Raw genomic sequence first — 15,054 nt, forward strand, 5'->3', positions numbered from 1 at the left:
ATATCTGCGTTTCATAGTTTAACTTAGGAAGGAGAAATTACCATGACTCACATCAAGACTCTGAATTCCTGCACGTTTAAGGAAACTGCTGCCAAGGGCGGCTGCGGCGAGTGCCAGACTTCCTGCCAGTCTGCCTGCAAGACTTCCTGCACGGTAGCAAACCAGAAGTGCGAGCACGACAAGTAAGACACAGCTTATCCAATACAGGATCGGGACTGGCGTTTTGTCAGTCCCGAAATTTTTGTTTGACAGGAGTACATTTTTTATGATACATCGTTTTTCCATGAAGGGTGTCAATATCCTGATGGACATCAACAGTGGATCGGTGCACGTTGTCGACGATGCGGCCTATGCACTGTCTGCCGTTGTCGCGCCCGGTATGACGGAAGAATGTCCGGAGGATATCCTCCGCAGCTTGTCTGACCAGTTCACTCCGGAACAGCTGCGCGAGGCATACCGCGAACTGTATGAGCTGGAACAGGCCGGCTATCTGTTCGCAGACGACGATTACATCAACATTGCGGCAGCCATTCCGACCGGCGCGCCGATCAAGGCGCTGTGCCTGCATGTCTCACATGACTGCAATCTGCGCTGTAAGTACTGCTTTGCCGATACCGGTGATTTCGGTATGGGCAAGCGCATGACGATGGATTTTGATGTGGCGAAAAAGGCGATTGACTTCGTTGTCGAGAAATCCGGCGCACGCCGTAACATTGAAATCGATTTCTTCGGCGGTGAGCCGCTGATGGCGTGGGATACTGTCACGAAGACGATTGACTACGCCCGTTCCATCGAAGAGGAAAAGAACAAAAAATTCCGCTTCACCATCACCACCAACGGTTTGCTGCTGGATGATGAAAAGATTGACTACATCAACGCAAATATGGACAACTGTGTCCTGTCGCTTGACGGCAGAAAGTGCGTCAACGATGAGATGCGCCCGACAGCGGGCGGCTGCGGCAGCTATGATGTCATCGTGCCGAAGTTCAAAAAGCTGGTGGCACAGCGCGGCAAGGATCGCGACTACTATGTGCGCGGCACATTCACCAGCAAAAACCTCGACTTTACCAACGACGTGCTTTCGATTGCGGATGAGGGCTTTGACCAGCTGTCGGTTGAGCCGGTCACCAGCGAGCCGGGAACCGGTTATGACCTGAGCGAAAAGGATCTTCCGCGCATCGGCGAGGAGTATGAAAAGCTGGTTGACATCATGCAGCAGCGCAAAAAGGAAGGACGCAGCTTCAATTTCTTCCACTTTATGGTCGATTTGCAGCAGGGTCCGTGCGTCATCAAGCGCCTGCGCGGCTGTGGTGCAGGCTATGAATATGTCGCCGTGACGCCGGACGGCGAAATCTATCCATGCCATCAGTTTGTCGGCCATCCGGAGTTCCTGATGGGCACGCTGGATGACGGAAAATTGGACATGGATATTTCCAACCATTTCTCCGGCCTGAACGTCTGCACCCGTCCGAAGTGCAAGGACTGTTGGGCAAAATTTTACTGCTCCGGCGGTTGTGCGGCGGCGAATTTCAACATGAACGGCGACATTGAAACACCGTATGAGATGGGCTGTGAGTTACAGAAAAAACGCCTGGAATGTGCAATTTATCTCAAAGCGGCCGAGATGATTGGGGAATAATCTGGCAACACGCCAAAATATCAAAACAAGACAATAATTTAGTTGAAATTTCGCAAAATCGCTCTATAATGAAAATAATAATACTCGATCTTTGCCTGCACAGGCAGACAGAATTCCGGTGAATCCTTTCCCCGCGCCGGGACAGAGTAATATGACAGAGGTGATTTTCATGCCACATAGCATAGGACTTGGTATGATCGGAATGACGGAGTTTTCCGAACGTATCCTGGACGGTATTTTAAAAAATAATGTAGTAACTCCGAAGCATATTCATATTGCGGAAAAGGATGCCATCCGCCGCGAGCATTATCTCGGCCTCGGCATTGACTGCGCACCGGATGTCTCCGCATCCATGCTGCGCTCTGAGATTATGATTGTCTCCAGCGCACGGCAGGAGTTTTCTACCCTGCTCTCGTCTATCTGCGGAACGACACGCGGCCGCGTGCTTGTTTCCACCATTCCGGGACGGAGCTGCGAATACATTCAGGATCGCGTTGCGAAGGCGACCAATGTCGTCTGCGTGGAGAGCGAACAGCGGGAGGACGGCACACAGTTGAGCCGCCTGACCTATTCCAAGCGCTTCCCGAACCACATGAAATCTGCGGTGGAGGACATTTTCCGATCGATCGGCGAAATTGAGACCGTCCAGCTGTAACAGGCGGACAAAAGCGAATAACAGAAACAGGCTGAGAATATCTTGTTAGCAGGGAACCGGAAAGGGGAACGGCGATGAAACGAGGTATGCTCAGCTTTTCTGATGTCCGGCGGCTGCGGCAGTCGCCGGTGTTCGCATTTCTGGTGGCGGCGCTGCTGTGCGGCGTGCTGGCAGGCAGCTTTACCGGCATGCACATCCCGCAGTCCGCGGGCAGCTATGCCGGCGATCTCGCGGCGCTGGTGGCGGAGAATGCCACCGGGGAACTGCCCTCGCTGCGCACGGTCGTGGCGTGTATCGGCGGTACATTCGGCTGGGCAGTCGGCGCAGTTTTGCTCGGCGCACTGCCCGGACGCATGATGTGGGTCGGACTGCTGACCGCGCTGCGCGGTTTTCTGCTGGCATTTTCGGCGGCAGCAGCGCTGGTCGAATCGGGCTGGCGGGGGATTTATATTTCCGTCGTGTCCATCGGCATTTCAGCGGTATTCTGGATTCCGGCGCTGCTGCTTGTGTGCGCGGCGGTGTTGGATGCGGCACAGGGGCGCGGCAACCGCGGCTATTTTACCGCGCTCGGACGGTTTGGCGGCGTGCTCGGTATCAGTACAGCGCTGCTATGCGGCTCAGCACTGTGGCGGCTGTTGGCCGTGCCGGTGCTGCTGGGGCTTGTGGGCGCATAGAAAAAGGATGTGTGCGGCGTATTCCGTACACATCCTTTTTTATCAGCCATCTTTGGCTGTAGCGACCAGAAATTTGTAAATTTGTTTTTTATTTTCCTCAAACATGCCCAGCTCGGTGCAGAATACCTTGTAGTATTCAAACAGCTGCCGCCGGATGGCGATGGAGGAATGTGGTGTCAGCGTGGTTGCCGTCAGGCTTTTGTCGTTTTTCACGTAGTAGTACAACGGCGTGCGCACGGCACAGATCCGGTTAGTACACAGGATATAGGTCAGATTAAACAGGAAATCCTCGCACCAGCTGAGCTGCTCATAGCAGTAGATGCGATGGCGGCGGATGATATCGCGGCGGTACAGCTTGTTCCACATGACGCCGTAATAAAAGCTGGCGGGATTGCGGATGAGCTCCTGTGCGAATTCCAGACGGTTCATGCAGGCTGAGGTCTCCAGAAAGCCGTGCACGGTGGTTTTTTCCCCATCCACACGGCAGTAATGTGAGATGATGAAATCTGCCTGCTCGCGTTCCGCGCGCTGCACCAGCAGGAAGGTCATGTTTTCATCAATCCAGTCATCGCTGTCGACGAACTGGATGTATTTCCCCGTGGCGGTCTCGATGGCGTTGTTGCGCGCGGCGGAAACGCCGCTGTTCGGCTGAGACAGCACATGAATGCGCGCGTCACGGTAGGCGAACTTGCGGCACACTGTCAGGCTGTCATCCGTTGAGCCGTCATCGACGAGAATAATTTCAAGGTTCTGATAGGTCTGTGCGCAGATGCTGTCCAAACAGCGCGGCAGCGACTGCTCCGCATTGTATACGGGCACGATTATGCTGACAAGCGGCTGGTCTGCGACAGAAACGAGATGATTGTCCGGCATAGCATATGACAGGGGAGAAATTCCCCAAACCTCCAAAATAGTACTAGGGCGTATCTGAAAAGTCGAAAATTTTGACTATTTATAGAAATATGGACTGCTTCTTCGTTAAAAACACTTGAAATCCGAAAGGCTTTCAGCGTGCTTTTGTCTTGAACCAGTCTCGCCTTTGCGAAATATTCGTCATTTCTTGGTTTTCAGACAGCGCCTAAATTTGATTGTATTCTATTTATTGCACAATTTCAAGGGATATGTGCAAAACAAGCGAAAGAAGTACGCGTTATAGCCGGAGAACGATGCCGAGAACTGCACCGCAGATAATAAACACGATAGGGTGTAGCTTGGGCAGGCGGAAGACGCCGACCAATGCCGCAAGATAGACGACAATCGGAATAAAACGGAACAGGTCGAGCAGTGAGCCGCTGGCAGCATAGGCCTGTGTGTCGAACAGCGACAGTACAAATACCTCAAACATGGCGCCTGCAATCAATCCGGCAGTTGCCGGACGAATGCCGTAAAAGATGTTGTTGACCAGCGGGGAGTTGCGGAATTTCTCCATGAAGCGGGATACAATCAGGATGATAAAATAAGACGGCAGTACCAGCGACAGCGTGGATACAATTGCACCCGGGATCCCGGCGGCATGGAAGCCCGCATAGGTCGACATATTGATGCCGATCGGGCCGGGCGTCGATTCGGAAATGGCGATCATGTCGGTCAGCTGGCTGACCGAAAACCAGGAATGCGTCTGTGCGATTTCCTTGAGGAAGGGGAGAGTGGCGAGACCGCCGCCGATGGCGAGCAGACCGGTTTTAAAGAACTCAACAAACAGCTGGAGATAAACCATTGCTTACACCCCCTTCTTTGTTCCGCCGTGCAGCAGTGCGCCCGCAAGGCCGCAGACAAGGACAGCGGCAACCGGCGAGACACCGAGCAGCGCAACCGAGCAGAATGTCAGGATAAAGATGACAAGCGTCGCTGCGTCGATTACATTTTTCTTTACGAGTGTGTAGATGGTCTTGGTGACCAGAGCACAGACCGCGATGCGGATACCGGCAAAGGCATGCTGGACGACCGCATATTCCGCGAAATGCGTCAGACACGAGGCGATGACCGTGATGATTACAATAGACGGGAAAATCACGCCCAGTGTGGTGAAAATGGCACCGACCGGTCCGCGTTTTTTATTGCCGATATACGTGGCGACATTGACGGCGATGACGCCCGGCGTGCACTGGCCGATGGCATACATATCGGTCAGCTCATCGTCGGTACACCAGCCTTTTTTTTCGACGACCTCGCGCTGTAAAATCGGCAGCATGGCATAACCGCCGCCAAAGGTAAACGCGCCGATGCGCGCAAAGGTCAGGAACATGGAAAGCAGTTCTTTCATGGGACATTTCCTCTCATAATGGTTTCGTTTTCAAAAAGGGACAGCTGTGGGTCTGCCAGATTGACAATCTCCAAACCGCGGCGGCGCGCGAGCCCGACAGTATATGCTGTTCCGCCCGGTGTGCCGTCAAAAAAGCAGATGCATGCGCTGCTTTGCTCGACGAGAAACCGGTCGCGCGTCGTGTAGCAGTCCGGCTGATACCGGTCATACAGGGCGAACACACGGGCAGCCTGGTCGAGCACGGCGTCATAGCGTCGGCTCCATTCCGGCTCCCAGTATTTTTGCATGCCGGGAAACGCGATGGCAGCCCAAAGGTCAATCGGGCAGCCCTCCCGCGCCAGCTCGAGTACGGCCTCTGCTGCCCAGAGGTCAAAGCCGCGGCTCATGCCGGACAGGAAATGCCGGCAGCCGCTGTCAGCCTTTCGCCGGACAGCGCGCCGCAGGCGCTGCTGCATGTCACAGAACGCAGGGGAACCTTCCGGCATATCGGCGGGCATTTTTTCCGGGCGGTAGCCGGAAAAACAGCATACGGATGAATTCAGAGAAATCCCTCCCTAAAGTAGGATTTGGCAACCATTATTGTAGCACCGCAGGAAAGAAAAGGCAACCGGAGTCGGATTGTGTCATTTGTTTCGGATTTGAAACCGACAGGACACCTGTGCTATAATATCAGCTATGTGAATAACGAAAGGAACGAGGAAATCATGTTGATCTGTCCGCACTGCGGCGCGCCGCTTGTCCGCGAGGAGCATGCCCTGCGCTGCCGGAATGGCCACAGTTATGATATTGCGCGCGCAGGCTACTGCAATTTATTGCAATCGTCGCGCCCAGGAGAGCACACCGGCGACAGCCGGGAGATGGTGATGGCGCGCCGCCACTTTCTCGACCGCGGCTATTATGCCGGGCTGGCGGAAGGTCTGTGCGCACAGGTGCGCCGTCTGGCGGCGGGAAACTCTGCCGTGCGGCTGGTGGATGCGGGCTGCGGCGAGGGCTATTATACGCGGCAGCTGGCACAGGTGCTGCACGAAGGCGGGCAACTTGCGGGCAGCGTCGGCATAGATATCTCCAAGTCTGCGACACAGTACGCGGCAAAGCGCGATGCCTTTACCCAGTATGTCACAGGAAGTGTGTATCATATGCCTGTCGCCGACAGCTGTGCGGATATCATCTGCTCGATTTTCGCGCCGACACCTGCGGAGGAATTTCATCGGGTGCTCAAGCCGGATGGCGCCGTGCTGTGTGTCGTGCCGGGGGCAGACCATTTGTGGGAGCTCAAATGCGCGGTATACGATACCCCATATAAAAACCGCGAAGAAAAGCACGGGCTGGACGGATTTCAGCTGGCAGAGCGGCACAAAATAACCTATCAGGTGCATATTGACGATGCGGCGGACATTCAGACGCTGTTTGCAATGACGCCATATGCACACCGCACACCGCGCCGCGGATTGGAACGCCTGCACGCCCTGCGCGAGCTGGACGTGACGCTGTCCTTTTTGTTGCTGACGTTTCGTCAGCAAATGGAACAAAGTGCTTTCCCTGAAAAGAGAAATATGGTATACTGAATAAAAGCAGAGGGGAGGCGGGGATCCTGTCAAACCGGTCGAATCATATCAATCATCCAAACGAGCCAGGTACAAAGGAAGTCATAATACAGCTCGTGCGCAGCTATTTTTCGGATAATATTCCGAAGGCGTCTGCGGAGCTGTCCTATTACCTGCTGTTTTCTATTTTTCCACTGCTGCTGATCGTCAGCTCCCTGTTGTCTGTAACAAAGGTTTCGCAGACAACGCTGCTGCATCTGCTCAGCGTGCTGCCGGGAGATATTCAGCGCATTGTTTCGCCGATTATCACGCGATATATCGGGAATATTTCTTCCGCTGAACTGATCTGGCGCATGATCGGCTTCATTCTTCTCGGCATCTATTTCCTGAGTCGGACGATGAGCTCAATCATGTACAATGTCAACCGCATTTATAATATCCCGAACCGCCGCGGCGGCATCGGTCAGCTGTTGTTCGAGATTTTGACAGCGGCGGGCTTTATTTTTGCCATTGTGTGCAGCTTTATCCTGCTGATTCTCGGGCGCAGCATCAATGCGCTGATTACCAAATATATCGATATTCCGCAGCAGCTGATGTGGCTGATGGATCTGTGGCATTATGGGCGGTATATCATCCCAATCGGGCTGATGTTTCTGTTTCTGCTGCTGCTGTGTTATCTCGCGCCGAACTGCATCATGAAAATACGAGATGCGCTGCCGGGCGCAGTGTTCACACTGCTCGTGTGGATTGTCTGCACGATGATTTTTACGTTCTATATCAACAACATCAGCCGGTATGATGCGCTGTATGGTTCGCTCAGCGCAATCATGGTGCTCATGTTGTGGATGTATATGACAGGAATTATTCTGTTTCTGGGCTTTGAACTGAATTTTATTTTGATGAAGCGCAGGCACAGGAATTTTATCTGCAAGGGAAAACCCTGGTATATCCGTCTGATGTCCCACGCTGTCCGCAGCCACCGGCAGAAGCGGAAAAAGCAAAGAAGCAACCGATGAAAGGAAGGTTATCATATGAAAGTAGTTGCATTTAACGGCAGCCCGCGCAAGGGCGGCAATACGGAGATCTGTCTCAACCTGATCGGCGAGGAGCTGAACAAACAGGGCATTGAGCTGGAAATTGTACAGGTCGGCAATAAGGCAAAGCCGTGCATGGCATGTAATTATTGCCTGAACACCGGCAGCGGATACTGTGCGCAGAAGGACGATGAGGTTAACGCATGGATTGACAAGATGGTGGAGGCAGATGGCATCATTCTCGCATCCCCGGTCTATTACGGCGGCATCGCCGGCGGCATGAAGTGCTTCCTCGACCGCGCATTTTTTGCCGCAGGCAGCAAGCTGCACCACAAGGTCGGCGCAGCTGTCGTCACCCTGCGCCGTTCGGGCGGTCTGGAAACCTACCAGCAGCTCAATGCGTACATGAATACCATGGAAATGGTCATGGCCACCTCGGATTACTGGCAGGCAGCACATGGCCTGAACAAGGGTGACGTCATGCAGGACACCGAAGGCGTCGAGGTCATGCAGAAGCTCGGCCGCAACATCGCCTGGCTGCTCAAGCTCATCGAGAACGGCAAGGGTGTTGTGGATCCCCCGGTGACCGGCCAGCGTACGATGACAAATTTTGTCCGCTAAAATGAGCTTGGATGGGGTAATTTTTGGTGCTTTTGTGGAAAATTCCACAGCATTCAAAAAAATAAGGCAATCCCTTTGACAAAATAAAACACTATGATATAATGAAGCCAATGAAGTACAATCCGGCTTTTCTTCACCCATACAGCCGGAGTCGCATGATACTTAAGGAGGTCTATTGAAATGACAAGATCCATTCGCGTAAAGAACACTGAGGACATTCAGAAGATCAACAAGATCGTTACCCAGTTCCCGTATGATATCTGGATTCACGGCAAGTCCGGTATGGTTGACGCAAAGTCCCTGCTCGGCATGTTCCTGCTCAGCCTGAACGAGCCGCTCAAGCTGGTTGTTGAGGACGACATCGATACCAAGAAGCTGTTCAAGGCTCTGGAAGATTACCTGGATATCGAGGACGACGACTAATTGTCTGCTGCAAACGGCGGAGCTGAAGCTCCGCCGTTTTTTGTGCGCAAAAATGGGCGGTATCCGTGGAAAACAGATACCGCCCGTACGATTTTTGTTACAGGAACAGCTCGTTTTGCTTTCGTTCACCGCATACTGCGCCCAGTTTCTGCGCGAGGCCGGCGAGCATGTCCGGGTTGAGGGCGCGTGCGCCGTTCGGACAGACTGCAATACACCGCATGCATGAGATACATGCGTCGGCATTGGTTTCCGCGGGCGTGTCCGCCGGAATTGCGCCGACCGGACATAGGGAAGCACATTTGCCGCAGCTGTTACAGGCAGTCGGATCGGCCTGCGGTTTGAGCGGCACGCCGCCGAACGCGCGGTAGGGCACATTGCCCGGTACGGTAAGCGGTTCGGGGATTTTGCCGCTCTCCAGCCGTTCCCGAATTTTGGCAGCAAAGCCTGAGAGCTGCGCTGCATCGGCGGCATCCGGCTGGCCGGCGGCAATCTGCCGTACAATCGAATGCTCGGCGAGAGCTGCGACCGCTGCAACCGGGCGGAAGCCTGTGGCTTGCAGTGTGTCGCGCAGCTCAAGCAGTGTGTCCTCAAATGCGCGGTTGCCATAGACAGCGACAAGAACGGCGCGTGCACCGCTGCCGTGCAGCTGCCGCAGGCGTAAAACCGCAATATCCGGCACGCGTCCGCCGTAGACGGGTACCGCGACAATGCAAACATCATCGGCAGAAAACGGGATGGATGCAAAATCCAACGTGCGGTCGGTCAGGTCGATCACGGTATGAGCCGGGGAGAGAGCGTTTGCCAGCAGGTCAGCGCATTTCTGCGTGCCGCCGGTCGGGCTGAAGGTGATGGTAAAAACAGTCATGATACAGGCACCTCTGTGTGTTTTTTTCTATTTTTTATTGTATCGCGCTGTGCGCAGTGCGTCAACCTGCGAAAAAAGACATGACCCGGAGGCCATGCCTTTGCTTGTATCTGTGTGTTGTCCGCTTACGGGATGAGGCGGGACATGTCGCGCGGGAAGTATGCGGCTTCGCGGATGTTCTTGAGACCAAGCAGCTGCATGGTCAGACGCTCCAGGCCGATGCCCAGACCGCCGTGCGGCGGCATGCCGTACTTGTGCAGCAGCAGGAACGATTCAAACAGGCTGACATCCATATCGCGCGCGTTCAGCTTGTCCACCTGCTCCTGATAGTCGTTGATGCGCTGGCCGCCGGTCGTGATTTCCAGGCCGCGGAACAGCAGGTCGAAGCTCAGTGCGAGCGACGGGTCAGACGGATCGTCCTTTGCATAGAACGGACGCTTTGCGGACGGGAAGTGGGTGACGAAGATAAATTCGCTGCCCAGTTCACTCTTGGCGTAATCGCACAGCATCTGCTCCTCATCCGGGTTGAGGTCAAAGCGGTTCTTCGACTTGTGACCGAACTTGTCCAGCATGATCTGCTTTGCGTCCTTGAACGTGATGGACGGGATGGTATCGATGGTCGGGATATCTGCCTTCAGCAACTCCAGCTCCGGCTTGCAGTGTGCACGGATATAGTCCATGACATACTTGAGCATGCCGGTTTCCATCTCCATGACGTCCTTCATCGAATCGATATAAGCCATCTCGAAGTCAAGGCCGATATATTCATTCAGGTGGCGGGAGGTGGAGTGGCGTTCTGCGCGGTAAACGCCGCCGATCTCAAAGACGCGGCCGAATACGCCCGCGAGGTACTGCTTGTAGAACTGCGGGGACTGTGCCAGATATGCCTTCTGACCGAAGTAATCCAGCTTGAAGATATTTGCGCCGCCCTCAGCGCCGGCAGCGACAATCTTCGGCGAGTTCATATGGACAAAGCCCTGCGACATCATATATTCTGCAAAGCCGTCGCACAGTGCACCCTGAATGCGGAAGATGGCCTTCATGCGCGGATGGCGCAGCGTAACCGGACGGTATTCCAGATTGGTGTCCAGATTGATGCCCATATATTTTTTGCCCAGCGGTACCGGCATTTTGTCGTACGGCTTTGCAAGCACGGAGACAGCGGAAAGCTCGACCTCGAAGCCGTTTTCTGCGCGCGGCTCCTCATGAACCGTGCCGGAGACCTCGACGACCATGCCGTCACGGATGTCAGACTTGGTGATGCCGTCCAGCTCATTCTTGAGCAGGCACTGAATCAGACCGCGGTCGACGCGGACGATGACGAAGGCGAAGTCGGACATGTCGCGTACACGGTGCACCGTGCCGCGGAACGTAACCGATTCACCGATATGTGCGGCGCAGAGCTCAACTGCATCCACATACGGTTTGGGAAGGGAAATAGATTCCATAGTTAGTCCTCTCTATTCTTGTTTCCGGGCTTCCCCTGGCGGGAAAGCGCGGAATCAGTAGTAAAAACGAATGTCATACTTTACTATTATAATAAATGACCGGCGATGAATCAAGCATGCCGCATAAAAAAGTTAGAAATTCTGTGAGAATTACACACAATCCGCGCCGTATTTCGCGCGCAGCCAAGCAATCAGGACAGGCGTCCGCGTGTCGATATCTTCGCGGGAGATGCCGCGCAGGCAGGTGATGCGGTCGGCGAGCGTATCTGAGCCGGTGACAAGGCAGTAGCCGGTGGAGGTTTCGGCGCAAATGCGCACCGGCATCGGTGACCATGAGAGGCCGCACCCGGCAGTGCGGCGCTCAAATGCTGCCTGTTGTTCGGTGTACAGCGCACATCCGGTGTCGGTATTTGAGACCTCCATGCAGCGAATGTCCAGCCGCAGGGTTTTCGCGAGCGGGAGTGCGGCATCCAGCCGGGCGTCGGGGTCATGCGGCAGCCAGTCCGCATCTTCCGGAAAAGCGGTTTCAATGACGGCGAGTGCCGTGCGTGCGCACTGGATGTCATCCGGCGGAAGCTGGATGAGCGGATATTCCGCCTGTATCTGTGTCAGAACATCGGACAGCGGCATTTCGCACGGTACGAGCGCGGCGGCATGCCGCTCCAGCAGGCGGTCGACGAGGTCGGCGGTTTCGCTGTCAATGCGTTTGTCTGTCAAAGCGTCAAAATAATCCATTGGTCGTCCCTCCGAGTGTCAGTATAGCAGAAAATGCGCCGAATAGGAAGGGGAGGCTGCGTTGACATTGCAGGAACGGTGTGCTATCATTTTCGTGAAAACGCATGGGAACGGTTTCTGTGCGCAGTTTTTCCGGACAGCTGTAAAACATGCAGAGAAATGCGGTTGTCTGAAGATATTTCCAGATTATTGGTAAGAGGATATTGAATGAAGATTATCCATATTATGGACGGCGGCACTGCCGGACAGGGTATGACGGGTACAGCGGCGCTGGCAGAGCAGCTCGGAGAGGGCTATGAGATTGTCCCTGTCCGGATGAAGGCGGGCGGCGTGCCGGAGGCCGTGCTGCACGGCGCGCAGCTGCTGTATTGCCACGGCGCTGTGGCAGCACGCTGCGGCAGCAGAATTGCAAAACAGCGCGGCATCCCGTTCGTGTTTGAATGCGCGGGCGAGGACGTCATGGCATATGGCAGACGGGAGTGCGCGCTGCTGCATGCGGCGGACTGCTGTGCGGCAGACGGTGCGCAGCTGGATGCGTGTATGCTGAACGGGTTGGGTGTTGACCCGGCGCGTGTGCGCGCGGTAAGTGAAACGCCGGAGCAGCTCGCGGAGCTGTACCGGCATACCGTACATATGGCACAGCGGAGTGCGGACAGACGGCGCGACGGTGCGGTGATCTGCGGCGCTTATGGGCGCGGCAATGCGGGGGATGACGCGATTTTAAATGCGATCATCCATGAGCTGCATCAGGCGGATGCAGAAATGCCGGTCTATGTCACCTCCCGCCGCCCGGAGGAGACACGGTGCAGAAACGGTGTGCAGGCGTGTCATACGTTTGACTTTCCGGCACTGTGGAAGGCACTGGGACAGGCTGTACTGTTTATCAGCGGAGGCGGCAGCCTGATTCAAAACGCGACATCCCGCCGATCACTGTATTATTATCTGCTGCTGCTGTGCATGGCAAAGCTGCGCGGCTGCCGCGTGATGATGTATGGCTGCGGCATCGGGCCGGTCTACGGCGGCCTGCACCGCTGGGCAGCGGCACGCGTCATTGACAAATGCGTCGATATTATCACGCTGCGCGATGACGATTCCGTGCAGGAGCTGGCGAACATGGGGGTTTCCCATCCGCATATTGTGCGCACGGCAGACCCGACCATCTGCATCCAGCAGCTGGAATCCGGGCAGACGGAGCAGCTGTTCGCGCGGCTGGGCATCCCGGCAGACGGGCGCTATATCGGCTTTGGTCTGCGCGAATGGAAGGGGTTTGACCGCGCGGCGCCGGAAATTGCGCGCGCAGCCCAATATGCGTGGGAGACCTATGGACTGGTTCCGGTTTTTGTCCCGATTGAATACCCGCACGACTGTGACGCGGCGGAAAAAGTCATCCGCCAGTTGCATTGCCCATATTTTCTTATTTCGGAACAGATTGCCATCAATGAGACCATTTCCGTGCTCTCGCGCATGTCGCTCGTTGTCGGCATGCGGCTGCACTCACTGATTTTTGCCGTGGAAAACGGCGTGCCGAGCATCGGCATTTCCTACGACATGAAGGTCGATGGCTTTTTGAAGTCCATCGGGCGGCAGGATGTGACACTGCATGTGCAGGATGTCACGGGTGAGCAGCTGATGGAGCAGATCGACCGCTTGCAGGGCGAACAGGAACGCAGCCGCTGGAAACAGGCAGCCGGACAGCTGACTGCGGAGGAGAGCGGAAATCTGGAACAGATGCGGGCGCTGCTCGCATCCATCGCACAGCAAAGCCCGGATGCTGCTCCGGACAAACAGGGCGGATATCTTAGCAAAAGAGGATCATCTAGTGTGAAAACGAACAAAATATATCTGACCAGCCTGCATCTGAAGCATGGCGGCGTGGAGATGGTAATTTCGACGCTTGCCAACGCACTGGTGGAGCAGGGGTTTGAAGTGGAAATATTGTGTACCTATCGATTGGGTGAGCCTGTGTATCCGTTGAACGACAACGTCGTTGTGACCTATCTCACGAAGGATGCGCCGAACCGTCGGCAGTTTTCCGATGCACTGCATCAGAAAAATCCGATTCGGATTTTGCAGGAGGGTGTGCGCGCGGTCAAAATACTGTACCGCAAGCACAGCACGATGAAGCGCGCGATTCAGGCGATTTCAGACGGCACGGTCATTGCCACGCGCAATGAACATGCCATTCTGCTGTCCAAATATGGTGCGTCGCAGGTGAAAAAAATTGTACAACTGCATGCCGACCATCAGTTCGACAAAAAGCTGATTCACGATTTCCAGACAAAATACCAGAATATCGATTATTTCGTGCTGCTGACCGACCAGACTACACGGGAAATCCGTGAATTTATGCAGGGGCACAACAGCAGAATTCAGTGCTTGACCATCCCGAATTTCATCGAGCCGCCGGATATCCCGCCGGTTTCGCACAGGGAAAAACAGGTCATCGCAGCCGGACGCCTGCATGCGGACAAGGATTTTCCGTCGCTGCTGCGCATCTGGGCAAAGGTCGTTCCGACCCATCCCGACTGGATGCTGAAAATTGCGGGCGAGGGCGAGCTGGAACAGATGCTCAAACAATACGCGGCCCAGCTGAAGATAGAAAACAATGTCTGTTTTACAGGCGCGCTGGAGCACCGCGTGCTGCTGACGGAAATGGCGAAATCCGCCTGCTTTGCGCTGACCTCGGTTTCAGAGAGCTTTGGACTGGTGCTGGTCGAGTCCATGTCGTGCGGCACGCCGCCGGTTGCCTTTGACATCCGTGTCGGCCCGGCGACCATTATCGAAGACAATGTCAGCGGATTCCTCGTGCCGAATCGCGACGAAGACCTGTTCGCACAGAAGCTGATTCAGCTGATTGATGACGCGGAACTGCGCGCCGCGATGAGCGGCCGCGCGACCGAACGTGCAGCGGTTTTCTATAAGGATCATGTTTTACAGCAGTGGTTGAAACTGCTGGGTGCATAATCGGCACAGGCGGGCGGCATCTGCCCGAAACGTCAGCACAAAAAGGTCAAAAACTGTCGGAAAAGCACCGCGTTCGTTGGTAAATTTTCCGAGATTTTTACAAAAGTAAAACTTTGTATTGCACAGATTACATAACTGTAATACAATAATGATATACGATCGATTCTTTCGCGGTTTGGCTGAAAGGAG

16 protein-coding genes are annotated in these 15,054 nt (G+C 54.8%); 9 read left to right on the top strand and 7 right to left on the bottom strand.

The annotated features are described in order from the left end of the window. The first annotated feature begins 42 nt into the window (after nucleotides 1-42). From scfA to CBW42_RS01470, 4 genes are all read left to right on the top strand, one after another. Nucleotides 43-186, top strand: a complete 144-nt coding sequence (gene scfA, locus CBW42_RS01455; RefSeq protein ID WP_087017032.1) for a six-cysteine ranthipeptide SCIFF — start codon at nucleotides 43-45, stop codon at nucleotides 184-186. Between the two features lie 79 nt (nucleotides 187-265). Then, the gene (gene scfB / locus CBW42_RS01460; protein WP_087017034.1) at nucleotides 266-1,639 is read left to right on the top strand and encodes a thioether cross-link-forming SCIFF peptide maturase; all 1,374 of its coding nucleotides are present in this window, start codon (nucleotides 266-268) and stop codon (nucleotides 1,637-1,639) included. 169 nt (nucleotides 1,640-1,808) lie between these two features. Beyond that, nucleotides 1,809-2,294 carry a hypothetical protein gene (locus tag CBW42_RS01465; RefSeq protein ID WP_133058241.1) on the top strand — a complete coding sequence of 162 codons (486 nt, stop codon included), beginning with the start codon at nucleotides 1,809-1,811 and terminating at the stop codon, nucleotides 2,292-2,294. 74 nt (nucleotides 2,295-2,368) lie between these two features. Continuing rightward, the gene (locus CBW42_RS01470) at nucleotides 2,369-2,968 is read left to right on the top strand and encodes a hypothetical protein (RefSeq protein ID WP_133058242.1); all 600 of its coding nucleotides are present in this window, start codon (nucleotides 2,369-2,371) and stop codon (nucleotides 2,966-2,968) included. Between the two features lie 42 nt (nucleotides 2,969-3,010). Here the strand turns inward: CBW42_RS01470 and CBW42_RS01475 are convergent, their stop codons facing one another. From CBW42_RS01475 to CBW42_RS01490, 4 genes are all read right to left on the bottom strand, one after another. Next, nucleotides 3,011-3,841 carry a glycosyltransferase family 2 protein gene (locus tag CBW42_RS01475; protein WP_087017040.1) on the bottom strand — a complete coding sequence of 277 codons (831 nt, stop codon included), beginning with the start codon at nucleotides 3,839-3,841 and terminating at the stop codon, nucleotides 3,011-3,013. Nucleotides 3,842-4,118: 277 nt separating this feature from the next. Continuing rightward, on the bottom strand, nucleotides 4,119-4,685 hold the full coding sequence (locus CBW42_RS01480) for a chromate transporter (RefSeq protein WP_087017042.1): 567 nt from the start codon (nucleotides 4,683-4,685) through the stop codon (nucleotides 4,119-4,121). A 3-nt stretch (nucleotides 4,686-4,688) separates the two neighbouring features. Further along, the gene (locus tag CBW42_RS01485) at nucleotides 4,689-5,231 is read right to left on the bottom strand and encodes a chromate transporter (RefSeq protein ID WP_087017044.1); all 543 of its coding nucleotides are present in this window, start codon (nucleotides 5,229-5,231) and stop codon (nucleotides 4,689-4,691) included. After that, entirely contained in the window at nucleotides 5,228-5,779 is a 552-nt protein-coding gene (locus CBW42_RS01490) for an SLOG family protein (protein WP_330395836.1), read from the bottom strand. Before CBW42_RS01490 ends, CBW42_RS01485 begins: the two co-directional genes overlap by 4 nt. 156 nt (nucleotides 5,780-5,935) lie before the next feature. Between CBW42_RS01490 and CBW42_RS01495 the strand changes: the two genes are divergently transcribed. The 4 genes from CBW42_RS01495 to CBW42_RS01510 all read left to right on the top strand — a co-directional run bounded on the left by CBW42_RS01495 (nucleotide 5,936) and on the right by CBW42_RS01510 (nucleotide 8,853). Continuing rightward, nucleotides 5,936-6,796: a putative RNA methyltransferase gene (locus CBW42_RS01495; RefSeq protein ID WP_133058243.1), complete on the top strand. Its 861-nt coding sequence runs from the start codon at nucleotides 5,936-5,938 to the stop codon at nucleotides 6,794-6,796. A 95-nt stretch (nucleotides 6,797-6,891) separates the two neighbouring features. Next, nucleotides 6,892-7,791 carry a YihY/virulence factor BrkB family protein gene (locus CBW42_RS01500; RefSeq protein WP_165761007.1) on the top strand — a complete coding sequence of 300 codons (900 nt, stop codon included), beginning with the start codon at nucleotides 6,892-6,894 and terminating at the stop codon, nucleotides 7,789-7,791. Between the two features lie 15 nt (nucleotides 7,792-7,806). After that, nucleotides 7,807-8,430, top strand: a complete 624-nt coding sequence (locus tag CBW42_RS01505; RefSeq protein ID WP_087017051.1) for a flavodoxin family protein — start codon at nucleotides 7,807-7,809, stop codon at nucleotides 8,428-8,430. Between the two features lie 180 nt (nucleotides 8,431-8,610). After that, nucleotides 8,611-8,853 carry an HPr family phosphocarrier protein gene (locus tag CBW42_RS01510; protein WP_087017053.1) on the top strand — a complete coding sequence of 81 codons (243 nt, stop codon included), beginning with the start codon at nucleotides 8,611-8,613 and terminating at the stop codon, nucleotides 8,851-8,853. Nucleotides 8,854-8,950: 97 nt separating this feature from the next. Here CBW42_RS01510 and CBW42_RS01515 read toward each other — a convergent pair whose 3' ends face one another. The 3 genes from CBW42_RS01515 to CBW42_RS01525 all read right to left on the bottom strand — a co-directional run bounded on the left by CBW42_RS01515 (nucleotide 8,951) and on the right by CBW42_RS01525 (nucleotide 11,901). Further along, entirely contained in the window at nucleotides 8,951-9,718 is a 768-nt protein-coding gene (locus CBW42_RS01515; RefSeq protein WP_087017055.1) for a 4Fe-4S binding protein, read from the bottom strand. A 125-nt stretch (nucleotides 9,719-9,843) separates the two neighbouring features. After that, nucleotides 9,844-11,166 carry an aspartate--tRNA(Asn) ligase gene (gene aspS, locus CBW42_RS01520; RefSeq protein ID WP_087017057.1) on the bottom strand — a complete coding sequence of 441 codons (1,323 nt, stop codon included), beginning with the start codon at nucleotides 11,164-11,166 and terminating at the stop codon, nucleotides 9,844-9,846. 150 nt (nucleotides 11,167-11,316) lie between these two features. Further along, complete coding sequence (locus CBW42_RS01525) at nucleotides 11,317-11,901, bottom strand: hypothetical protein (RefSeq protein ID WP_087017059.1); 585 nt, start codon at nucleotides 11,899-11,901, stop codon at nucleotides 11,317-11,319. A 207-nt stretch (nucleotides 11,902-12,108) separates the two neighbouring features. Here CBW42_RS01525 and csaB point away from each other — a divergent pair, with 207 nt between their 5' ends. Continuing rightward, nucleotides 12,109-14,865 carry a polysaccharide pyruvyl transferase CsaB gene (gene csaB, locus CBW42_RS01530; RefSeq protein WP_087017061.1) on the top strand — a complete coding sequence of 919 codons (2,757 nt, stop codon included), beginning with the start codon at nucleotides 12,109-12,111 and terminating at the stop codon, nucleotides 14,863-14,865. Nucleotides 14,866-15,054 lie beyond the last annotated feature (189 nt).

This window comes from Butyricicoccus porcorum (assembly GCF_002157465.1).
Classification (GTDB): Bacteria; Bacillota; Clostridia; order Oscillospirales; family Butyricicoccaceae; genus Butyricicoccus_A; species Butyricicoccus_A porcorum.

Coding starts and splice junctions, on each gene's coding strand:
- CBW42_RS01470 (WP_133058242.1), top strand. CDS start 2,369: ATGAAACGAGGTATGCTCAGCTTTTCTGATGTCCGGCGGCTGCGGCAG.
- CBW42_RS01525 (WP_087017059.1), bottom strand. CDS start 11,901: ATGGATTATTTTGACGCTTTGACAGACAAACGCATTGACAGCGAAACC.
- CBW42_RS01475 (WP_087017040.1), bottom strand. CDS start 3,841: ATGCCGGACAATCATCTCGTTTCTGTCGCAGACCAGCCGCTTGTCAGC.
- aspS (WP_087017057.1), bottom strand. CDS start 11,166: ATGGAATCTATTTCCCTTCCCAAACCGTATGTGGATGCAGTTGAGCTC.
- CBW42_RS01465 (WP_133058241.1), top strand. CDS start 1,809: ATGCCACATAGCATAGGACTTGGTATGATCGGAATGACGGAGTTTTCC.
- CBW42_RS01480 (WP_087017042.1), bottom strand. CDS start 4,685: ATGGTTTATCTCCAGCTGTTTGTTGAGTTCTTTAAAACCGGTCTGCTC.
- scfA (WP_087017032.1), top strand. CDS start 43: ATGACTCACATCAAGACTCTGAATTCCTGCACGTTTAAGGAAACTGCT.
- CBW42_RS01495 (WP_133058243.1), top strand. CDS start 5,936: ATGTTGATCTGTCCGCACTGCGGCGCGCCGCTTGTCCGCGAGGAGCAT.
- csaB (WP_087017061.1), top strand. CDS start 12,109: ATGAAGATTATCCATATTATGGACGGCGGCACTGCCGGACAGGGTATG.
- CBW42_RS01510 (WP_087017053.1), top strand. CDS start 8,611: ATGACAAGATCCATTCGCGTAAAGAACACTGAGGACATTCAGAAGATC.
- CBW42_RS01505 (WP_087017051.1), top strand. CDS start 7,807: ATGAAAGTAGTTGCATTTAACGGCAGCCCGCGCAAGGGCGGCAATACG.
- CBW42_RS01485 (WP_087017044.1), bottom strand. CDS start 5,231: ATGAAAGAACTGCTTTCCATGTTCCTGACCTTTGCGCGCATCGGCGCG.
- CBW42_RS01515 (WP_087017055.1), bottom strand. CDS start 9,718: ATGACTGTTTTTACCATCACCTTCAGCCCGACCGGCGGCACGCAGAAA.
- scfB (WP_087017034.1), top strand. CDS start 266: ATGATACATCGTTTTTCCATGAAGGGTGTCAATATCCTGATGGACATC.